The sequence below is a fragment of the Pseudomonadota bacterium genome, from assembly GCA_027624955.1.
In the GTDB taxonomy this organism is placed as follows: Bacteria; Pseudomonadota; Alphaproteobacteria; order UBA828; family UBA828; genus PTKB01.
Genome location: JAQBTG010000020.1, coordinates 19,967 through 36,049 on the forward strand (window position 1 = coordinate 19,967; position 16,083 = coordinate 36,049).

A 16,083-nucleotide genomic window follows, 5' to 3' on the forward strand; every position below is an offset into this window, starting at 1 on the left:
TCAGGCGCATTTGGAGAAACCGCACGCCGTACACATGTCGCAGCCCTCCTGTTGAATGACGCCGAATTGGCCGCAGCGCGAGCATGTCCGCAAGCGCTCGCGTGGCGGTGCTTCCATCGCGGACGCTCGTTTGTCCACCGGGGCCGCAACGGGGGTAAAGCCGGTGATGCTCAAATGATGCTCGATCACCTCGCCGATGGCAGCCAGAATCGACGGCACATAGCGCCCATCCATCCACTGGCCACCGCGCGGATCGAACACCGCTTTCAATTCCTCGACTACAAACGAGATATCGCCGCCGCGCCGGAAGACCGCGCTGATCATGCGCGTTAGGGCAACGGTCCAGGCATAATGTTCGGTGTTCTTGGAATTGATGAAAATTTCGAACGGCGCGCGCCGGCCATCCCGCATGATGTCGTTGATGGTGATGTAGATGGCGTGGTCGTTCTCGGGCCAGCGAATCTTATAGGTGCTGCCCGGCAATGATTCCGGGCGCTCCAGGGGCTGGGTCATATAGACCACGCCGCCTGCCTCATAGGCATCGCGCGGCTTGGCGACGGGTTGCTTCAGCGGAAGCTCTTCCTGCACTTCGTGTTCCACGACTTCAGCCGCAGAGGTGGTTTCCATGACCGCGCCGGTTATCGGATTGGGTCGATAGGTGGTGCATCCCTTGCAGCCAAGGTCGAAGGCTTCGGTGTAGATATCCTTGAATTCGTCGAAGTCGATTTCTTCTGGGCAATTGATTGTCTTGGAAATCGAGCTGTCGATATATTTTTGCGCCAACGCCTGCACAACGAGATGGTCGGACGGGCGCAGCTGCTGCGCATCGACAAAATAATCCGGCAGCGGCGTATTTTCACCCTTGAGTTCGCGGAATAGACGATAGGCGTAATCGGAAACATTCTCCGCCTTGCGCGTACCGTCTGGCATGAGCACATTGCGGCGATAGGAATAGCTGAAAACCGGCTCGATGCCGGACGAGATATTTCCCGCCAGAAGCGAGATCGTACCGGTTGGCGCGATCGAGGTGAGAAGCGCATTGCGCGTCCCAAAGCGCTCAATTTCGGCACGGATTTCGGGGCTCAAATTAGCCACCGTTTCGCTCGCCAGATAAGGCTCGGCGGCGAACAGCGGGAAAGCACCTTTTTCCCCAGCCAGGCGTGCCGACGTTAAATAAGCGGCATCGCGGAGCGCCGCCAGCCAGCTATGGGTGAGCGCGTTCGCCGGCTCGCTGCCATAGCGCGCGCGGCACATGATCAACGCGTCGGCGAGACCGGTCACGCCGAGGCCGATGCGTCGCTTGGCAATCGCTTCGTCCTTTTGCGCTTCGAGCGGAAAGCGCGAAACGGAAATGGCGTTGTCGAGCATGCGCACGGAAGTGGCGACAAGCCGGCTGAGCGCTGCAATATCTAGCGCCGCATCTTCCTCAAACGGCGCCTGCACCAGGCTGGCCAGATTGATCGAGCCAAGCAGGCACGCGCCATAGGGCGGCAGTGGTTGCTCGCCACATGGATTGGTGGCGAATATCTCCTCGCAATAGCTCAAATTATTGGCTTTGTTGATACGGTCGATAAAGATCACGCCGGGCTCGGCAAAGGCATAGGTCGCGCGCATGATCCGGTCCCACAGCTCGCGTGCCGAAACCGTTTTGTAGCAGACGCCGCCAAAGCTCAGCTCCCACGGGCGATCAGCTTTGACTGCGACCATAAAATCGTCGCTCACCAGCACCGAGAGATTGAACATACGCAGGCGCCCCGGATCCTGCTTGGCCTCGATAAAGGATTCGATATCGGGGTGATCACAGCGCAGGGTGCCCATCATCGCGCCGCGCCTGAAGCCGGCGCTCATGATAGTGCGGCACATTGAATCCCACACATCCATGAAGGTCAGCGGCCCCGACGCGTCGGCGCCGACGCCGACAACCGGTGCTCCCTTAGGCCTGAGCGTCGAAAAATCATAGCCGATGCCGCCGCCTTGTTGCATCGTCAGGGCGGCTTCTTTGAGTTGATCGAAAATGCCCGCCATATCGTCGGGCACACGTCCCATGACGAAACAATTGAACAAGGTGACATGACGGTCTGTCCCGGCGCCGGCAAGAATGCGGCCTGCCGGTAGGAAGCGAAAATCTTTGAGCGCTTCGTAAAATTCCGCCTGCCAATGCGCCGGATCATCCTCGGGCGCGGCGAGAGCATTTGCGACTCGGCGCCAACTATCCTCCATGGTCTTGTCTATTGCCGTGCCCTCGCCCGTCTTGAGGCGATATTTCATGTCCCAGATTTGGCTGGATATGGGTGTCATCGGGGTCATAGCAATAATTTACTGCCTATTTCTGGTCGACGAACGAAGTCGCCGTACCACCAGGAAGGAACCGGATAGTTTAAGGCTGCGGGGTTCTTGCGGTCAAGGGATGTTCCGCTGATGTTCTAATTCACAGGTCTCGTTTCTGCTATCAGTTCGTCGGCGGCATTTTCCATGGTGTTTTCGAGGCGCGCCATGAATTCACGCCGCTCGAGGCCGGGCTCGATCGGCTCAAGAAAGTGAATGACGATAGTGCCGGCATATTTGCGGAAAGACTGTTTCGGCCAGCACAGGCCGGAATTATGCACCACCGGTGTGACCGGCACATCGAGTGCGCCATAAAGTGCGGCGATACCGGGCCGATACGGCAATTTCTCGCCCGGCTCAACGCGCGTGCCTTCCGGGAAAATGACTAACGCGCGGCCGGTCGCGATGGATTTCTGCGCGGCCTTGACGAGCTTGCGCAATGATTTGGAGTAGCCGTCGCGATCAATGAAGATCATTTTCATTTTGCGGGCGAACTGGCCGTACCCTGGGATATAGGCGAGTTCTTTTTTCATGATGTAGACGGGATCGTGCAGCAGGCGCAGAAAAATGAGAGTCTCCCATTCGGACTGATGCTTAGACGCGATGATCGCCGGTCCCGCCGGTATAAATTCACGCCCGCGGACTTCCACGCGGATGCCGACGACAACGCGAAAAATGAAAAAATTGCCTTCCGACCATAATTGTACGAACCACCGGAATATCGGGCGCGGCGTCAGCAACATGGGAAACATCACCAAGGCCATGACGATGGACCATGTGTAAAAGCACGTCGTGCAAAGCGCCGAGCGGACGGTGTTCATGACGGATTGCTTGGCGAGTCGGCGCGGCTGAACGGCGTTCGAATGAGCGCCAGAAGATACTTCGCGTACTCGCTCGCGATCAGGCCCGCTGTTCCTCTGTAACGCCACCAATTCTCGACCCTCACATGTTGCGAAAAGACCGGGTTGGCCACTATTTTAACATCTGGCATGGCGCTGCGAAACTCAAGGATCGCCCTTGGCATGTGGTAATTTCCGGTCACCAGCCGGAGGCTGCGATAATCCCGTTCGGCCATCCAAGCGGCGGATTCCAGTGCGTTTTCGAACGTATCGCGGGCACCGTATCCGAGATCAACGCAACAGACCGTCGCCGCGCCAGCGTTTTCGCCGACCAGGCTCTGCATGGTGACGCCATCATTGACGCCCGTTATTAAAAGCCGCTCGGCCAGGCCTGCGCGCAGCAGTTCCAGCCCGGCACCGAGCCGCCCTTGACCACCAGTTGGAACAACTATGGCGTCCGTATGGCTCGACGGATCATCAATGTCGCGTGGCAAGGCCGCGGCAAAACTCACCAGGCCGACCGACCAGAGGATCGCCAACACGAAGATCGTGCCGCCAAAAATGCGATAGGTAACTGTCATGCGCACACACCTATTGTCGTGCCGTCATGGCATCTTTGCGAGTTCCCTGAGCGCCGTGAGGCGGGCCGTCACCATGGCGATCAAGGCAGTGGCGACCGGAACGGCGGCCAGCAATACCCATGCCCAATTCGCCACCGGAATGTCCGGCGCCAACGGCGTTTCCAGGCCACCGGCGACTTGGCCCAAGCCATAAAGCGTGGCCGCCGCGAAGACAATCCCGAGCACCCCGCCGCGCAATCCCAGCATCATCGCTTGGCGCTGAAACTGTGCAGCCACATAACCGTCGCGCGCACCGATAAGATGCAACAATTCTATGACGTTGCGATGAATTGAAATACCCATTCGCGTGGTGAATATGACGGTTGCGACGGCGGCAAGGCCGATCAAGATGACCACAGCAATGGCGAGAAATTCCAGAGAACGGCCAAGATCGGCCAGCCGGTCGAGCCAAAGTTTAGCGTCATCTACAGTGACGCCGGGCAGCGATGCCTGAAGGCGAAGGGCCAGACTTTCGGCGTCGAGGCCGTATCCAGGCGCAACATCGACATCAATGAGCCGTGGCAATGGCAAATCCGGCGGCACATTTCCGGCGCCCAACCAGTGCTCGATCAGTTCGATGGTCTCCGACTGCGCGACCACGTGAATTCCCGTCACGCCGTCCACGCCGCCAAGCAATTCCCGCATTTCGGTGATTCGCGCGTCCTCGCTCACGTTCTCGATCGGCATGAGCTGCACAGTGAGTGTATCCACTTCACCGCGCTGCCAGCGATCCACGGCGCTATGCAATATCAGCACGCCGGCCAGGGCCAAGACAGCCAAATAGACCATCAGTGCAAAAACCCAGGGCAAGAACCGGCTCGGCGCGTCGCGACCGAGCGGAACAACTGCCGGCGCACGGCGTGCCATCTCAGCTCTCCTTGACGATCGGTGCGTCGAGTCGAAGCTCGCCGGAACTGAGCGTCATCACAGGGTGGGGATTGCGCGCCACCATGTTGTGATTATGGGTGGCGATGATCACCGTGGTGCCGATCCGGTTCAATTCCTCAAACAGGCGAATCAGGCGCTGACCAAGCGATTCATCGAGATTTCCCGTCGGTTCGTCGGCCAATAACAAGCGCGGGCGGGTAATCACGGCGCGGGCGATCGCGACGCGTTGTTTTTGTCCGCCGGACAGCGATTCGGGCAGCGCGTGGATATGATCGGCAAGGCCTACCCAAGCCAGCAATTCAGACACATGCTCTTGCACCAGTTCTTCCTTGGCGCCGGCGACGCGCAGCGGCAGCGCCACATTATCAAGCGCCGAAAGATGCGCAAGCAGGCGATAATCTTGGAAAACCACACCGATTCCGCGGCGAAGATCCATCAATTGCTGACGTCCCGCCGCGATAACGTCGGCGCCAAACATCGATATCAAGCCGCGCGACGGGCGGTGCGCAAGATACATCAAGCGCAGTAGCGACGTCTTTCCGGCGCCGCTCGGCCCCACAAGATAGCGGAATTCGCCGGGTTGGACCTCGAAGGTGACATCGTGCAGCACCTCCGGGCCCATGCCATACCGCATCCCCACATTTTCGAATCGAACCACGAGTAAAAGTCTCCAGGCCTTGAAATAGTTGCCGGATCGGCAGTCCTCCAGCATTCTACATGCACGCCGGGCTGTTTGCGCAATCGCTATGGAGAGGAAGCGCAATTAGCGGTACACTGCGGACTGTTCGGCATCCGCCAACGCATACAACAACAATTGTTTGATTAAAACGTATGATTGTCAGCTGCCCGTCCTGCGCGACGCGCTATCTGATCGATCCCACGGCACTGGGCGGAGAGGGGCGCACGGTTCGTTGCGCTAAATGCAGCCATACTTGGCACGAGCAGCCGCCCGCCGACATGCCGAAACGGATCGATATCCTACCGCCTGATGATGAACCCAGGCCGATTCCGTTCGGCTCGAACTTGCCGGCCATCGTGGCAAAGCGGCGGCGTGCAAACCGCTTGGGCTGGCTCGCTGTGGCTGCTGCGGTGGTGATAATCGTCCTTGGCGGCATTCTGGCGCGCGGGCCGATCGTCGACGCGTGGCCCCCCGCCGGCAAACTTTACGCGGCGATCGGCTTAGGCACAGACACGGTGGATACCGCTGATCTTAAATTCCAGAATGTCACTCAGAACCAGGTGGTTGAGGGCGGCGTTCCGATTCTTGTGGTACGCGGACGAATTTATAACCTGGCTGACGACAGCCGGGCCGTTCCAGCGGTTCGCATCGGATTGCTCGACGCTGCCAATATCGAACTGCATCACTGGACTTTCGCCGCCGAGCAAAGCGAGTTACCGGCGCAAAGCTACACGAAATTCGAAACCCGCCTCACCAGCCCGCCGATAGGCGTAGTAAGCTTGCGCATCGGTTTCGCCGGTGAAGACGCAAACTGAGCAAACCCGATGGCCCGCATCCTAATCGCCGAAGACGAGGATGCCGTGCGGACATTCCTGGTTCGCGCCTTGGAGAGCCAGGGCCATGAAATCAAAGCGGTGGCGGACGGCGTTCAGGCCCTACAAGCCCTGCAAAAAAACACATTCGATCTGCTGCTGAGTGATATCGTCATGCCCGAATTGGACGGCATCTCACTGGCGTTGACGGTGAGCCGGGATTGGCCAGACATGCCGATTGTCCTCATCACCGGCTACGCTGCGGAGCGCCAACGAGCGCACAATCTGGAGGCCCTTGTGCATAGCGTCGTGCCAAAGCCATTCGACCTTCAGAAAATTTGCAGTGTCGTCATAGAGGCATTGGAAGCGGGCCCACGAAGCGGCTAGGCGCTGGCCAATCCGCTCAGCCAATCCGGCACTGTGTCGCGCGCAATCAGAGCGTCATAATCGAGGCGCGGGCGAACTAGAGCGGCCTCACCGCCATGCACCATCGCCTCGGCAGCGGGCAGGCGGCTGTTGTAGTTTGACGACATCACCGCGCCGTACGCACCGACGTCCCGCACGGCGATGAGATCTCCGGCACGCAATTCGGGCATTGGGCGGTCGGACCCGATCACATCGCCGCTCTCGCAAATTGGGCCGACGATATCGACCGGCGACACCTCGCCGGGACGCGGTGCGACGGCCTGAATCTCGTGCCATGCGCCATAGAGCGCGGGGCGTAAAAGATCGTTCATCGCCATATCGGCGATCACAAATTGCTTGTTGCCGTTCTGCTTTACGCGAATGACGCGAGCCAGCAACAACCCGGCGGGAGCCGCCATCCAGCGCCCCGGCTCGAGTGTGACTGCTGCTCCAAGAGCGCGACCGGTGCGCTGCACCAAGGCACCATATTCGTGCAAATCCGGCGGCGCTTCGCCGCGATAAGAAATGCCGAGCCCGCCGCCAAGATCAAGACGCGAAACCGCATGTCCGTTGGAGCGCAGCCGGAGGAAGAGCTCGCCGACGCGGGCGAAAGCGGCCTCAAACGGCGCGAGAGACGTCAGTTGCGAACCGATATGAATCGCTAGGCCCACCATATCGACACCGTCCATGCCAGCGGCGCGGGCATAGAGCGCCTCTGCCTGATCGAATGCGATGCCAAATTTATCCTCGGCCCGGCCGGTCGAAATCTTGTCATGGGTTTCAGCGTCGACATCCGGATTAACCCGCAGCGAAATCGGCGCGCGCACGCCACGCGCCGCGGCAAGCGACGCCAGCAAATGCAGCTCATCCTCGGATTCAACATTGAACTGGCCGATGCCGGCATCAAGCGCGTCGGCCAATTCGTCACCGGTTTTGCCAACGCCGGCGAAGACGATCTTGGCCGGGACGATATCGGCCGCAAGTGCCCGGCGAAGCTCGCCGCCGGAGACAATATCCGCCCCGGCACCGGCGCCAGCGAGACAGCGAACCACCGCCTGATTGTCGTTTGCCTTCAGGGAATAGCATACCAAGGCATCGCCCACCGCCTGGCTAAAGGCCTGGAAGCGCGCGAGCAGCGCAGCGCTCGAATAGACGTAGCACGGCGTGCCGAATTGCTCGGCCAGTTGACTAAGCGCGACATCCTCGGCGAATAGCTCGTTGCCACCGGTGCCGTCCCGGTACGTAAAATATTCCATGCCGTCTTTTTCCGAAGTATGGCCGCCGTCAGGCCGATTGGCGGGGCAGCTCTAGAGTGGATTCTTGAGGCGGCGCCTCAAGCGCGCCCCGCTTGCCGCATCCCACCAACGCCACAACCAAACCGAGTGCGGCGAGGATGGTCAACAGCAGGCTGAGCTTGCGAATCATAAGAAGCGCTGCCGCGCGCGCGTCACTTGCGCACGCACCTGATTGGGCGCCGTTCCGCCGTAGCTGGAGCGGCTTTCGACGGCGCGGACGGGATCCAACACATCGCGCGCCGCTGCCACGATGCGTGGCTCAACAGCTTGCAGTTCCTCAAGCGGTAACTCGTCCAAGCGGCACGCCAATTCATCGGCGCGGCGAACGACGCGCCCAGTGACATGATGCGCATCGCGAAATGGCATACCCAGCTCGCGCACCAGCCAATCTGCGAGTTCGGTCGCCGTGGCATGTCCCTTCCCGGCGGCGCTGGACATGGCGGCGGTATCCACCTGTAAGTCGCGTATCATGCCGGCCGAAGCGCGCAGACAAAGCGAGAGCGAGTCGAATGCATCGAACACCGGCTCTTTGTCTTCCTGCATGTCCTTGGCGTAGCTCAGCGCCAAGCCCTTCATCACCGTCAAAAGCGCCACCAGCGCGCCAGTGATGCGCCCGGTCTTGGCGCGCACCAATTCCGCCGCGTCAGGATTACGTTTTTGCGGCATGATCGACGAGCCGGTGCTGAAGCCATCGGAGAGCCGGATAAAAGCGAATTGGGCGCTTGACCAAATGACCAGTTCCTCGGCCAAGCGCGACAAATGCACTGCGGAGATGGCGGCGGTGCTCAGCGCTTCAAGGGCGAAGTCGCGGTCCGACACCGCATCGATGGAATTGGCCGCAACACGATCAAAACCGAGCGCCGCAGCACTTGCCTGGCGGTCGATCGGAAACGAGGTGCCAGCCAGCGCCGCGGCACCGAGCGGGGATTCGTTGAGCCGGCTGAGACAATCGCTAACACGGCCGCGATCGCGGCCGAGCATTTCGACATAGGCCAGCAAATGATGACCGAAGGTCACCGGCTGCGCCGATTGCAAATGGGTAAAGCCCGGCATCACGGTCGCCGCATGCTCTTCAGCGCGGTCAATCAGCGCGGCCTGCACATCGCGCATTTCCCTGTCAGTCACTTCCAGCGCCGCACGCACCCAGAGACGGAAATCCGTCGCCACCTGGTCGTTGCGCGACCGCGCCGTATGCAGGCGCCCGGCGGCGCTGCCGATGATGTCACTCAGGCGCGATTCGATATTCATGTGGATGTCTTCCAATTCGCTTTTAAAGGCGAACCGGCCGTCCTCGATTTCATCCCGGATGGTGTCGAGCCCGGCTTGAATTTTGAAGCCATCTTCTGCGGGAATAATGCCCTGGGTGACAAGCATTTCGGCATGCGCTTTGGAAGCGGCGATGTCTTGAGCGTAGAGCCTGCAATCAAAACTGACGGAAGCGTTTATCGCCGTCATGAGATCATCAGGCGCGGAATCAAAACGCCCGCCCCACACGGTATTCACGCCTTGGGGTTTTGCATCACGGGGATTCGCCGATTTGGCGGAGGCGCCGGACACCGCCGCGTCGCCGTCCTGCTTGGTCTTTGGGTTGCCGCTCATGTTCCGATTCCGCGTTGGCGTTTCGCGCCGTTTTCAGGGGCGACTCGTGCCCCATCGGTTCCGCACGGGCGCATAATGGCGCTATTTTTTCGGCAATCAACCGTTTCGTTGTTATTCCGTCGCCCTTGCGTCATCGCGCAAAAACTCGGCCAGGCCGTCAGCGACGTCGTTTGGAGGGGCCAGGGAATCGATCGAACCGCGATAATCCCCGCGCGGGCCGAGCAAATATGTGTTGGCAGAATGGGCATAGATATAGCCGCCGCCCTCTTCCCGTTGCCTGATCCGAATGACACCAAAGGCATCGAGGATGCGGGCTATTTCCGCTTCTGATCCGGTGAGACCAATAATCGCCGGGTGAAAATTATCGACATAGCCGGCCAGTACGTCTGCGCTGTCGCGCGCCGGATCAAAAGAGATGAAGAGCGGCTGGACTTTCTCGACCTCTGCTCCTAGTCGGTCCAGAACCTCCGCCAACAATGCCAATTCCATCGGGCATACATCCGGGCACCATGTGTAGCCAAATTGAATCAGCAGATAGCGCCCGCGAAAATCCTGCTCGCTCACGCGTCGCCCGTCATGGGTGGTCAGCGAAAAATGCATGACCTCGCCGTCGGTTTGCGCTCGGGCGCCGGCGCTACCGATGGGCAACGAGGCGAACAGCATTATCCCTGCCATCAGGACGGCAGCAAAAGCAATTGCTGGAACAAACGTTGAAATAGTGGAGGGCCGCATGATCCGTTGCCGCAAACGTCAAACCAGCATCAGCGCGTTGGAACGGGCGTCTCGCTGGAATAATCGTAAAAACCGCGACCGGTTTTGCGGCCCAGCCAACCGGCCTCGACATATTTAGCGAGCAGCGGGCAGGGGCGATATTTGCTGTCGGCCAGGCCTTCATAAAGGACCTGCATGATGGCGTGGCAGGTATCGAGGCCGATGAAATCAGCGAGCTGCAGTGGCCCCATGGGATGATGCGCGCCTAGGCGCATGGCGGTATCGATGGATTCCACCGTGCCGACACCCTCATACAGCGCGTAGATCGCTTCGTTGATCATCGGCAACAAAATTCGGTTTACGATGAAGGCCGGGAAGTCCTCGGCCATAGCTGTTTTTTTGCCCATCTTCACCGCGACGTCGCGCACCTGCTCATAGGTGTCCACGTCGGTGGCAATGCCGCGCACCAGTTCAACAAGTTCCATCATCGGCACCGGATTCATGAAGTGCATCCCCATGAACAGGCCGGGCCGGTCGGTGCTGGCGGCAAGCCGCGTCACCGAGATGGAAGAGGTGTTGGTGCAGATGATGGCGTCAGGCTTAATGATGCCCTTGAGACTGGCAAAAATTTCTTTCTTGATTGTTTCGTTTTCCGCCGCCGCCTCGATTACCAGATCCGCATCCTTCAGATCCGCAACACCGGCACCGGTTTTGATCCGCCCCAACGCCCCATCGCAGGCAGCCTGGTCAATCATTTGCTTGCGCACCTGCCGGCTCATATTTCTGTGGATCGTCGCCATCGCGGCCTGCAACACCGCATCGTCAACATCTAGGAGCGTCACCGTAAAACCGTTCAGCGCCGCGACATGAGCGATACCGCTGCCCATTTGGCCCGCGCCGATTATGCCGATGTGTTCAATCATGGCCGGCCTCAGTTCTTAGATATTTTTTGTTTGTCCAGCTCCTCAGCGAGCTCGGGGAGCGCCTTAAACAAATCGGCAACCAAACCATAATCCGCAATCTGAAAAATGGGCGCCTCTTCATCCTTGTTAATGGCGACGATCACCTTGCTGTCTTTCATCCCGGCGAGATGTTGGATCGCGCCCGAGATGCCGACGGCGATATAGAGGTTGGGCGCCACCACTTTTCCGGTCTGCCCGACCTGATAATCGTTTGGCACGTAGCCCGCATCGACCGCGGCGCGCGACGCGCCGACGGCGGCGCCGAGCCGATCGGCGACGGCTTCAACCAAAGGAAAGTTTTCGCCGCTCTGCATCCCGCGCCCGCCGGAAACGACGATGTCCGCGCTGGTCAATTCGGGCCGCACTGAGACGCTCAATTCATGGCGCTCGAAGCGCGACAGGCCCTGGTCTCCGGGGCCGCTAATCGCTTCAATAACCGCCGACCCGCCGTCCACTGCGGCGGCATCAAACGCGGTCGCGCGTACTGTGATAACTTTGCGGGCATCCTTGCTACGCACGGTCACCATGGCGTTGCCGGCATAGGTCGGGCGAACAAAAGTGTCGGCCGAGACGATTTCAGAAATCTCGGATATCTGTGCGACGTCGAGCAGCGCCGCCACGCGCGGCATCACATTTTTGCCGGATGTCGTGGCGCAGGCCAGCAGCGAATCGTATTTCTCCGCCAGACCGACAATCAGCGGCGCCAAATTCTCGGCCAGATCATGACCATATGCGGCATCGTCGGCATGCAGCACCTTGGTGACGCCGGCAACGGCTGCCGCGGCTTCGGCCACGCCGGCGGATTGCGCGCCGGCAACCAGAATATGAACCTCGCCGTCCAACTGCAACGCCGCGGTAACCGCGTGCAGCGTGGCGCGTTTCAACTCTATATTGTCATGTTCGGCAAGGACGAGAGAGGCCATCACAGCACCTTGGCTTCGTTTTGCAATTTGTCGACCAACTCGGCCACGCTTGCGACCATCACACCGGCTTCGCGTTTGGGCGGCGCGGTGACGTTGAGAATTTCGAGGCGCGGCGCGGCATCCACACCCCATTCCTCGATCGTCTTGGCGTCGATCGGCTTCTTCTTGGCTTTCATGATGTTAGGCAGCGACGCGTAGCGCGGTTCGTTGAGGCGCAGATCGGTCGTCACCACGGCGGGAAGCTTGATGGTGAGCGTCTCCAGCCCGCCATCAATTTCCCGTGTCACTTCGGCCTCGCCGTCGCCGAGCGTGATCTTGGAGGCGAACGTCGCCTGGGGCCAACCAAGAAGTGCCGCCAACATCTGCCCGGTCTGATTGCTGTCATCGTCAATCGCCTGCTTGCCGACAATCACCAAACCAGGCGATTCCTGCTCAACCACCGCCTTCAGCACCTTAGCCACGGCGAGCGGTTGAATATCCTGTTCCGCCAACACATGTACGGCGCGATCGGCGCCGATGGCGAGCGCGGTCATGAGGGTTTGGCGCGCTTCTTCAGGGCCTGCCGTCACCACGACAATCTCCTCGGCGATGCCGGCCTCCTTCATGCGCACCGCTTCCTCGACAGCGATTTCACAGAATGGATTGATCGTCATTTTGACGTTGGCCGTCTCTACGCCGGTGCCATCCGCTTTAACGCGAACTTTCACATTTGCGTCGATCGTGCGCTTGATCCCGACAAGCACTTTCATATTGCGCGGGCTCCTACTGGATTAAATCAAACATTTGCCGTGGCGCCAGGCGCAGCAGGCATGAAATCAGCGGCGTGGCCCTTGCCTTTCGCATTCGCAACAAACCGACCGTACCGATCAAGAGGCGCAGCGTAATGCCCCAACAGCGCGGCGTCAACGGTCCGAAAATTCAAGGAAATGTCGCTGGATTGGCTAATTATGTTGCAACGCAGCATAAGCCCTTCAGCGCGTCGCTCCAGGCACCCAAAGCACGTCGCGTGCACCGCCTTCATTGTTGACGCGGGCGAGTTGAAATAGGTGATCGGAGAGGCGGTTAAGATAGTGGATCGCCACCGGATTCAGCTTCTCCTGTTGGGCCAAAGCCACAGTTAGGCGCTCAGCGCGACGCACTGTAGTACGCGCGACGTGAAGTTCGGCTGCGGCGGGCGAGCCGCCAGGCAAAACGAAGGATGTAAGCGGTGCCAGGACGCTGTTCATGGCGTCAATTTCCCGCTCCAGTCGCTCGACCTGGGCGGCGACGATGCGGAGCGCTTCGGCGCCATCTTCTGGCCGACACAGATCTGCACCGACATCGAACAGATCGTTTTGGATGCGCGCCAGCATCTCGTCGCTGTCGGCGGTACAGTGGAGCCGCGCAACGCCGATGGCGGCATTTGCTTCGTCCACCGCGCCATAGGCTTCAACGCGGAGGTCGCATTTGAGCACGCGCGCGCCGCCGCCCAGCGAGGTCTCACCTGCATCGCCGCCACGCGTATAGATTTTTGTCAGAAGAACCATCGCTGTCAGTCTTTCTTGACGACGAAAACGAGAATCGCCAGCAGAGCAATGGCGATAAACTGAATGCCAACCCGCCAGCGCATGAATTTGTTGCTGCGATCGGATGTTTTTTTGCCTTTGCGGCCACCGGACATCGAACCGATGCCGAGGACCAGAACAATTACCACCGCGCCCATGGCGATATAAACGAGGATTTCGAGAATGCTGGCAATCGAATCAGACACGCGTCACGTCCTTGGTGAGGCTCCAATCATAAGCCGCTTGGCGGCAATTGAATATGTAAATTCGGCCAAGTAAACTCTGCCGCATGGCTGTTTCCGATAGAGATACTGGCGAACCCGCCTCCCGCACGCCTGACACCGCCGTTCCGGTTGCGTGTTTTTCCGTGCTGACGGAAGCCGATCCTTCCGCCGTACCGAGGGTGCTGGAGATATTCGCGCTACGCGATCTCATTCCAAGCCAAATTCATGTCACCCGGAGCGGCGGCAACAATGTCCGGGCGCCGGAAGCCGAACTGACCATCGACGTCCAAGTCCCCGGCGTGGGGCGCGAGGCGAGCGAAGCCATCGCGCGCAAAATACGCGCGATAATTTGCGTGCACTCTGTTTTGACCAGCGAACGCCTGCCGCATGGGTCGGTGTGAGCCGCCCGGGAGAATTATCCCGGGCGCTCAGGCAGCGCCGGCCATGCGCGCCACTGCCTCCTCGGTGCTCCAGACAGCGTTTGCGATATAGCGGAAATTTGTGATCGCCGCCAAATAACCGTCGCCTTCGGGCAGTTTCGCCGCCGCCGTCGCATCCTTCACCACGGCAACCTCGAAGCCCTGCTCCAGCAATTCCCGGAGATGAGACTCGGTGCAGAGATTAGCCGACATGCCGGCCAATATGATTTGATCCACATGGTTCTTCCGCAGTTGAAGAACGAGATCGTTGGCCTCCGGCCCGTACATCTTGTGCGGCGACGTGACGATGGTCTTTCCGTCATCGATGTATTTCTTGTATTGCGGCATGAAATCGGCGCCCGAGTTTTCAAAGCCGTCCATGGTGTATTGGCTGGGGCGGTCGAACATGCCGATCGCGTGCATGAGCTTTTCCAGCGCTCCCTCGAAACGCCATCCCTTATCGGTAGGATAATAATAGTGTGGCGATACCGCGACGGTCAGGTTGGCGGCTTTGGCGGCGGCGAACAGGCGGTCAATATTGGCCACCGTGTTGTGCTCGGTCACGCTCTCTCCGACGACGCCCCATGTCACGCCATCGGGGCTCAAGAAATCGATCTGCGGGTCGGTGATCACCAGCGCCGTGCGCGGCAGGTCGAGCTTCATGTCCGATGGCGGCAGGGCCGGATTGTCCGGCGGTGCATAGGGATCGCCCGCGGCATGGGCGGAAGTCGGGGCGATCGAACCTGCCGCCAGCGCGCCTGTCGCAGCCGCTACGGCCACTCCACCGGTGAGAACTTTCCGCCGGCTTATGCCTTCATCTTTGAGCTCTGGATCTTTTTTATCGCTACTGCACATTTACTTCCCTTCCGATTGTGTAATTCCGAATCGTCTCTCCTGGTAACATTGGGCTGATCGGTCCGCAATCGGCGTCACAATGCTGTAACGCATGCTCATAGTTTAGTGAGAATCAAAGAGCGTTGAGAAAGGCGGATAATTCAGCCGGCGCATCCAACATCTCTCGCAAGCGATCGGGCGTGTGGCCGGCGGCGCGCAATTCCTGCAACGTCAAAGCGCGGTCGCGCTTGGCGAAGCGCCGACCCGACGCATCGCGCAACAGCGCGTGGTGCGAATATTCGGGCGTGTCGAGGCCGAGGAGCGCCTGCAACAGGCGATGAATATGGGTGGCCCCGAACAAATCTTCGCCTCGCGTAACCAGGGTGACGCCCTGCAGATGATCGTCGAGGGTCACCGCAAGATGGTAGCTGTTCGGCGTGTCCTTGCGCGCCAACACCACGTCGCCCAGAGGCGCCGGATCGGCGGCGATATCGCCGCGTCCCTGCTCATGCCAGGTCAATGCGCCAGCCGCGGCAACGGCTGACGCCATATCGAGACGGAGCGCATGCGGCACACCGGCGGCCATGCGCTCGGCCCGAACGGCAGCCGAGAGGGCACGGCAGGTGCCGGGATAGATGGGGCCCTCTGGGCCATGCGGCGCTGCGCCGGCGCGGGCGATCTCGGCGCGGATGTCACGGCGTGAACAAAAACACGGATAGATCAGACCCTCTGCCTCTAGAGTTTCGAGCGCCTTTCGGTAATCCGCCAAATGCTCTGATTGGCGGCGCACCGGCTGTTCCCATGCGAGGCCGAGCCAGGCGAGATCCTCTCGAATGGCGTCTTCGAATTGCGGCCGGCAGCGCGCCACATCGATGTCCTCGATGCGCAGCAGAAACCGCCCGCCCGGACCCTCCGCCGCGGTGGCGGCGATCAGAGCCGAATAGGCGTGGCCTAAATGCAGATAGCCTGACGGGCTGGGCGCGAAGCGGGTGACTGGAGGCATC

General features: G+C 59.9%; 19 protein-coding genes. 3 read left to right on the forward strand and 16 right to left on the reverse strand.

Annotated features, from left to right (window positions below):
• The 5 genes from O3A94_09490 to ftsE all read right to left on the reverse strand — a co-directional run bounded on the left by O3A94_09490 (position 1) and on the right by ftsE (position 5,330).
• Positions 1-2,307, reverse strand: coding sequence for an adenosylcobalamin-dependent ribonucleoside-diphosphate reductase (locus tag O3A94_09490; protein ID MDA1356487.1), 2,307 nt, complete (start codon positions 2,305-2,307; stop codon positions 1-3).
• Between the two features lie 116 nt (positions 2,308-2,423).
• A complete protein-coding gene (locus O3A94_09495; GenBank protein MDA1356488.1) occupies positions 2,424-3,146 on the reverse strand; it encodes a lysophospholipid acyltransferase family protein in 723 nt (240 codons plus the stop codon).
• Positions 3,143-3,745 carry a YdcF family protein gene (locus tag O3A94_09500; GenBank protein MDA1356489.1) on the reverse strand — a complete coding sequence of 201 codons (603 nt, stop codon included), beginning with the start codon at positions 3,743-3,745 and terminating at the stop codon, positions 3,143-3,145. Before O3A94_09500 ends, O3A94_09495 begins: the two co-directional genes overlap by 4 nt.
• Positions 3,746-3,769: 24 nt before the next feature.
• The gene (locus tag O3A94_09505) at positions 3,770-4,651 is read right to left on the reverse strand and encodes a cell division protein (protein ID MDA1356490.1); all 882 of its coding nucleotides are present in this window, start codon (positions 4,649-4,651) and stop codon (positions 3,770-3,772) included.
• 1 nt (position 4,652) lies between these two features.
• Positions 4,653-5,330: a cell division ATP-binding protein FtsE gene (ftsE, locus tag O3A94_09510; protein MDA1356491.1), complete on the reverse strand. Its 678-nt coding sequence runs from the start codon at positions 5,328-5,330 to the stop codon at positions 4,653-4,655.
• A gap of 173 nt (positions 5,331-5,503) precedes the next feature.
• On the opposite strand from ftsE, the gene O3A94_09515 reads away from it, so the two are divergent.
• Positions 5,504-6,166 (forward strand): zinc-ribbon domain-containing protein, encoded by a 663-nt coding sequence (locus O3A94_09515; protein MDA1356492.1) that lies wholly within the window; start codon positions 5,504-5,506, stop codon positions 6,164-6,166.
• A gap of 9 nt (positions 6,167-6,175) precedes the next feature.
• Positions 6,176-6,550, forward strand: coding sequence for a response regulator (locus tag O3A94_09520; protein MDA1356493.1), 375 nt, complete (start codon positions 6,176-6,178; stop codon positions 6,548-6,550).
• Here the strand turns inward: O3A94_09520 and lysA are convergent.
• From lysA to O3A94_09565, 9 genes are all read right to left on the reverse strand, one after another.
• Positions 6,547-7,824, reverse strand: coding sequence for a diaminopimelate decarboxylase (gene lysA, locus O3A94_09525; GenBank protein MDA1356494.1), 1,278 nt, complete (start codon positions 7,822-7,824; stop codon positions 6,547-6,549). The genes O3A94_09520 and lysA overlap by 4 nt on opposite strands.
• 28 nt (positions 7,825-7,852) lie before the next feature.
• Complete coding sequence (locus O3A94_09530) at positions 7,853-7,993, reverse strand: hypothetical protein (protein MDA1356495.1); 141 nt, start codon at positions 7,991-7,993, stop codon at positions 7,853-7,855.
• Positions 7,990-9,462: an argininosuccinate lyase gene (gene argH / locus O3A94_09535; protein ID MDA1356496.1), complete on the reverse strand. Its 1,473-nt coding sequence runs from the start codon at positions 9,460-9,462 to the stop codon at positions 7,990-7,992. The genes O3A94_09530 and argH overlap by 4 nt, the downstream gene beginning before the upstream one ends.
• A 111-nt stretch (positions 9,463-9,573) precedes the next feature.
• Positions 9,574-10,125 carry an SCO family protein gene (locus tag O3A94_09540; protein ID MDA1356497.1) on the reverse strand — a complete coding sequence of 184 codons (552 nt, stop codon included), beginning with the start codon at positions 10,123-10,125 and terminating at the stop codon, positions 9,574-9,576.
• 98 nt (positions 10,126-10,223) lie between these two features.
• On the reverse strand, positions 10,224-11,096 hold the full coding sequence (locus O3A94_09545) for a 3-hydroxybutyryl-CoA dehydrogenase (GenBank protein ID MDA1356498.1): 873 nt from the start codon (positions 11,094-11,096) through the stop codon (positions 10,224-10,226).
• Positions 11,097-11,104: 8 nt separating this feature from the next.
• Positions 11,105-12,058: an FAD-binding protein gene (locus O3A94_09550; GenBank protein ID MDA1356499.1), complete on the reverse strand. Its 954-nt coding sequence runs from the start codon at positions 12,056-12,058 to the stop codon at positions 11,105-11,107.
• Complete coding sequence (locus O3A94_09555) at positions 12,058-12,807, reverse strand: electron transfer flavoprotein subunit beta/FixA family protein (GenBank protein ID MDA1356500.1); 750 nt, start codon at positions 12,805-12,807, stop codon at positions 12,058-12,060. Before O3A94_09555 ends, O3A94_09550 begins: the two co-directional genes overlap by 1 nt.
• A 222-nt stretch (positions 12,808-13,029) precedes the next feature.
• Positions 13,030-13,584, reverse strand: a complete 555-nt coding sequence (locus tag O3A94_09560; GenBank protein ID MDA1356501.1) for a cob(I)yrinic acid a,c-diamide adenosyltransferase — start codon at positions 13,582-13,584, stop codon at positions 13,030-13,032.
• 5 nt (positions 13,585-13,589) lie between these two features.
• Positions 13,590-13,808 carry a twin transmembrane helix small protein gene (locus O3A94_09565; GenBank protein ID MDA1356502.1) on the reverse strand — a complete coding sequence of 73 codons (219 nt, stop codon included), beginning with the start codon at positions 13,806-13,808 and terminating at the stop codon, positions 13,590-13,592.
• Positions 13,809-13,891: 83 nt separating this feature from the next.
• Here O3A94_09565 and O3A94_09570 point away from each other — a divergent pair, with 83 nt between their 5' ends.
• Complete coding sequence (locus O3A94_09570; protein MDA1356503.1) at positions 13,892-14,227, forward strand: hypothetical protein; 336 nt, start codon at positions 13,892-13,894, stop codon at positions 14,225-14,227.
• Positions 14,228-14,254: 27 nt separating this feature from the next.
• On the opposite strand, the gene O3A94_09575 is transcribed toward O3A94_09570, so the two are convergent.
• Positions 14,255-15,100 carry a cysteine hydrolase gene (locus tag O3A94_09575; protein ID MDA1356504.1) on the reverse strand — a complete coding sequence of 282 codons (846 nt, stop codon included), beginning with the start codon at positions 15,098-15,100 and terminating at the stop codon, positions 14,255-14,257.
• 112 nt (positions 15,101-15,212) lie between these two features.
• Positions 15,213-16,082, reverse strand: a complete 870-nt coding sequence (gluQRS, locus tag O3A94_09580) for a tRNA glutamyl-Q(34) synthetase GluQRS (protein MDA1356505.1) — start codon at positions 16,080-16,082, stop codon at positions 15,213-15,215.
• Between the last annotated feature and the right edge of the window lies 1 nt (position 16,083).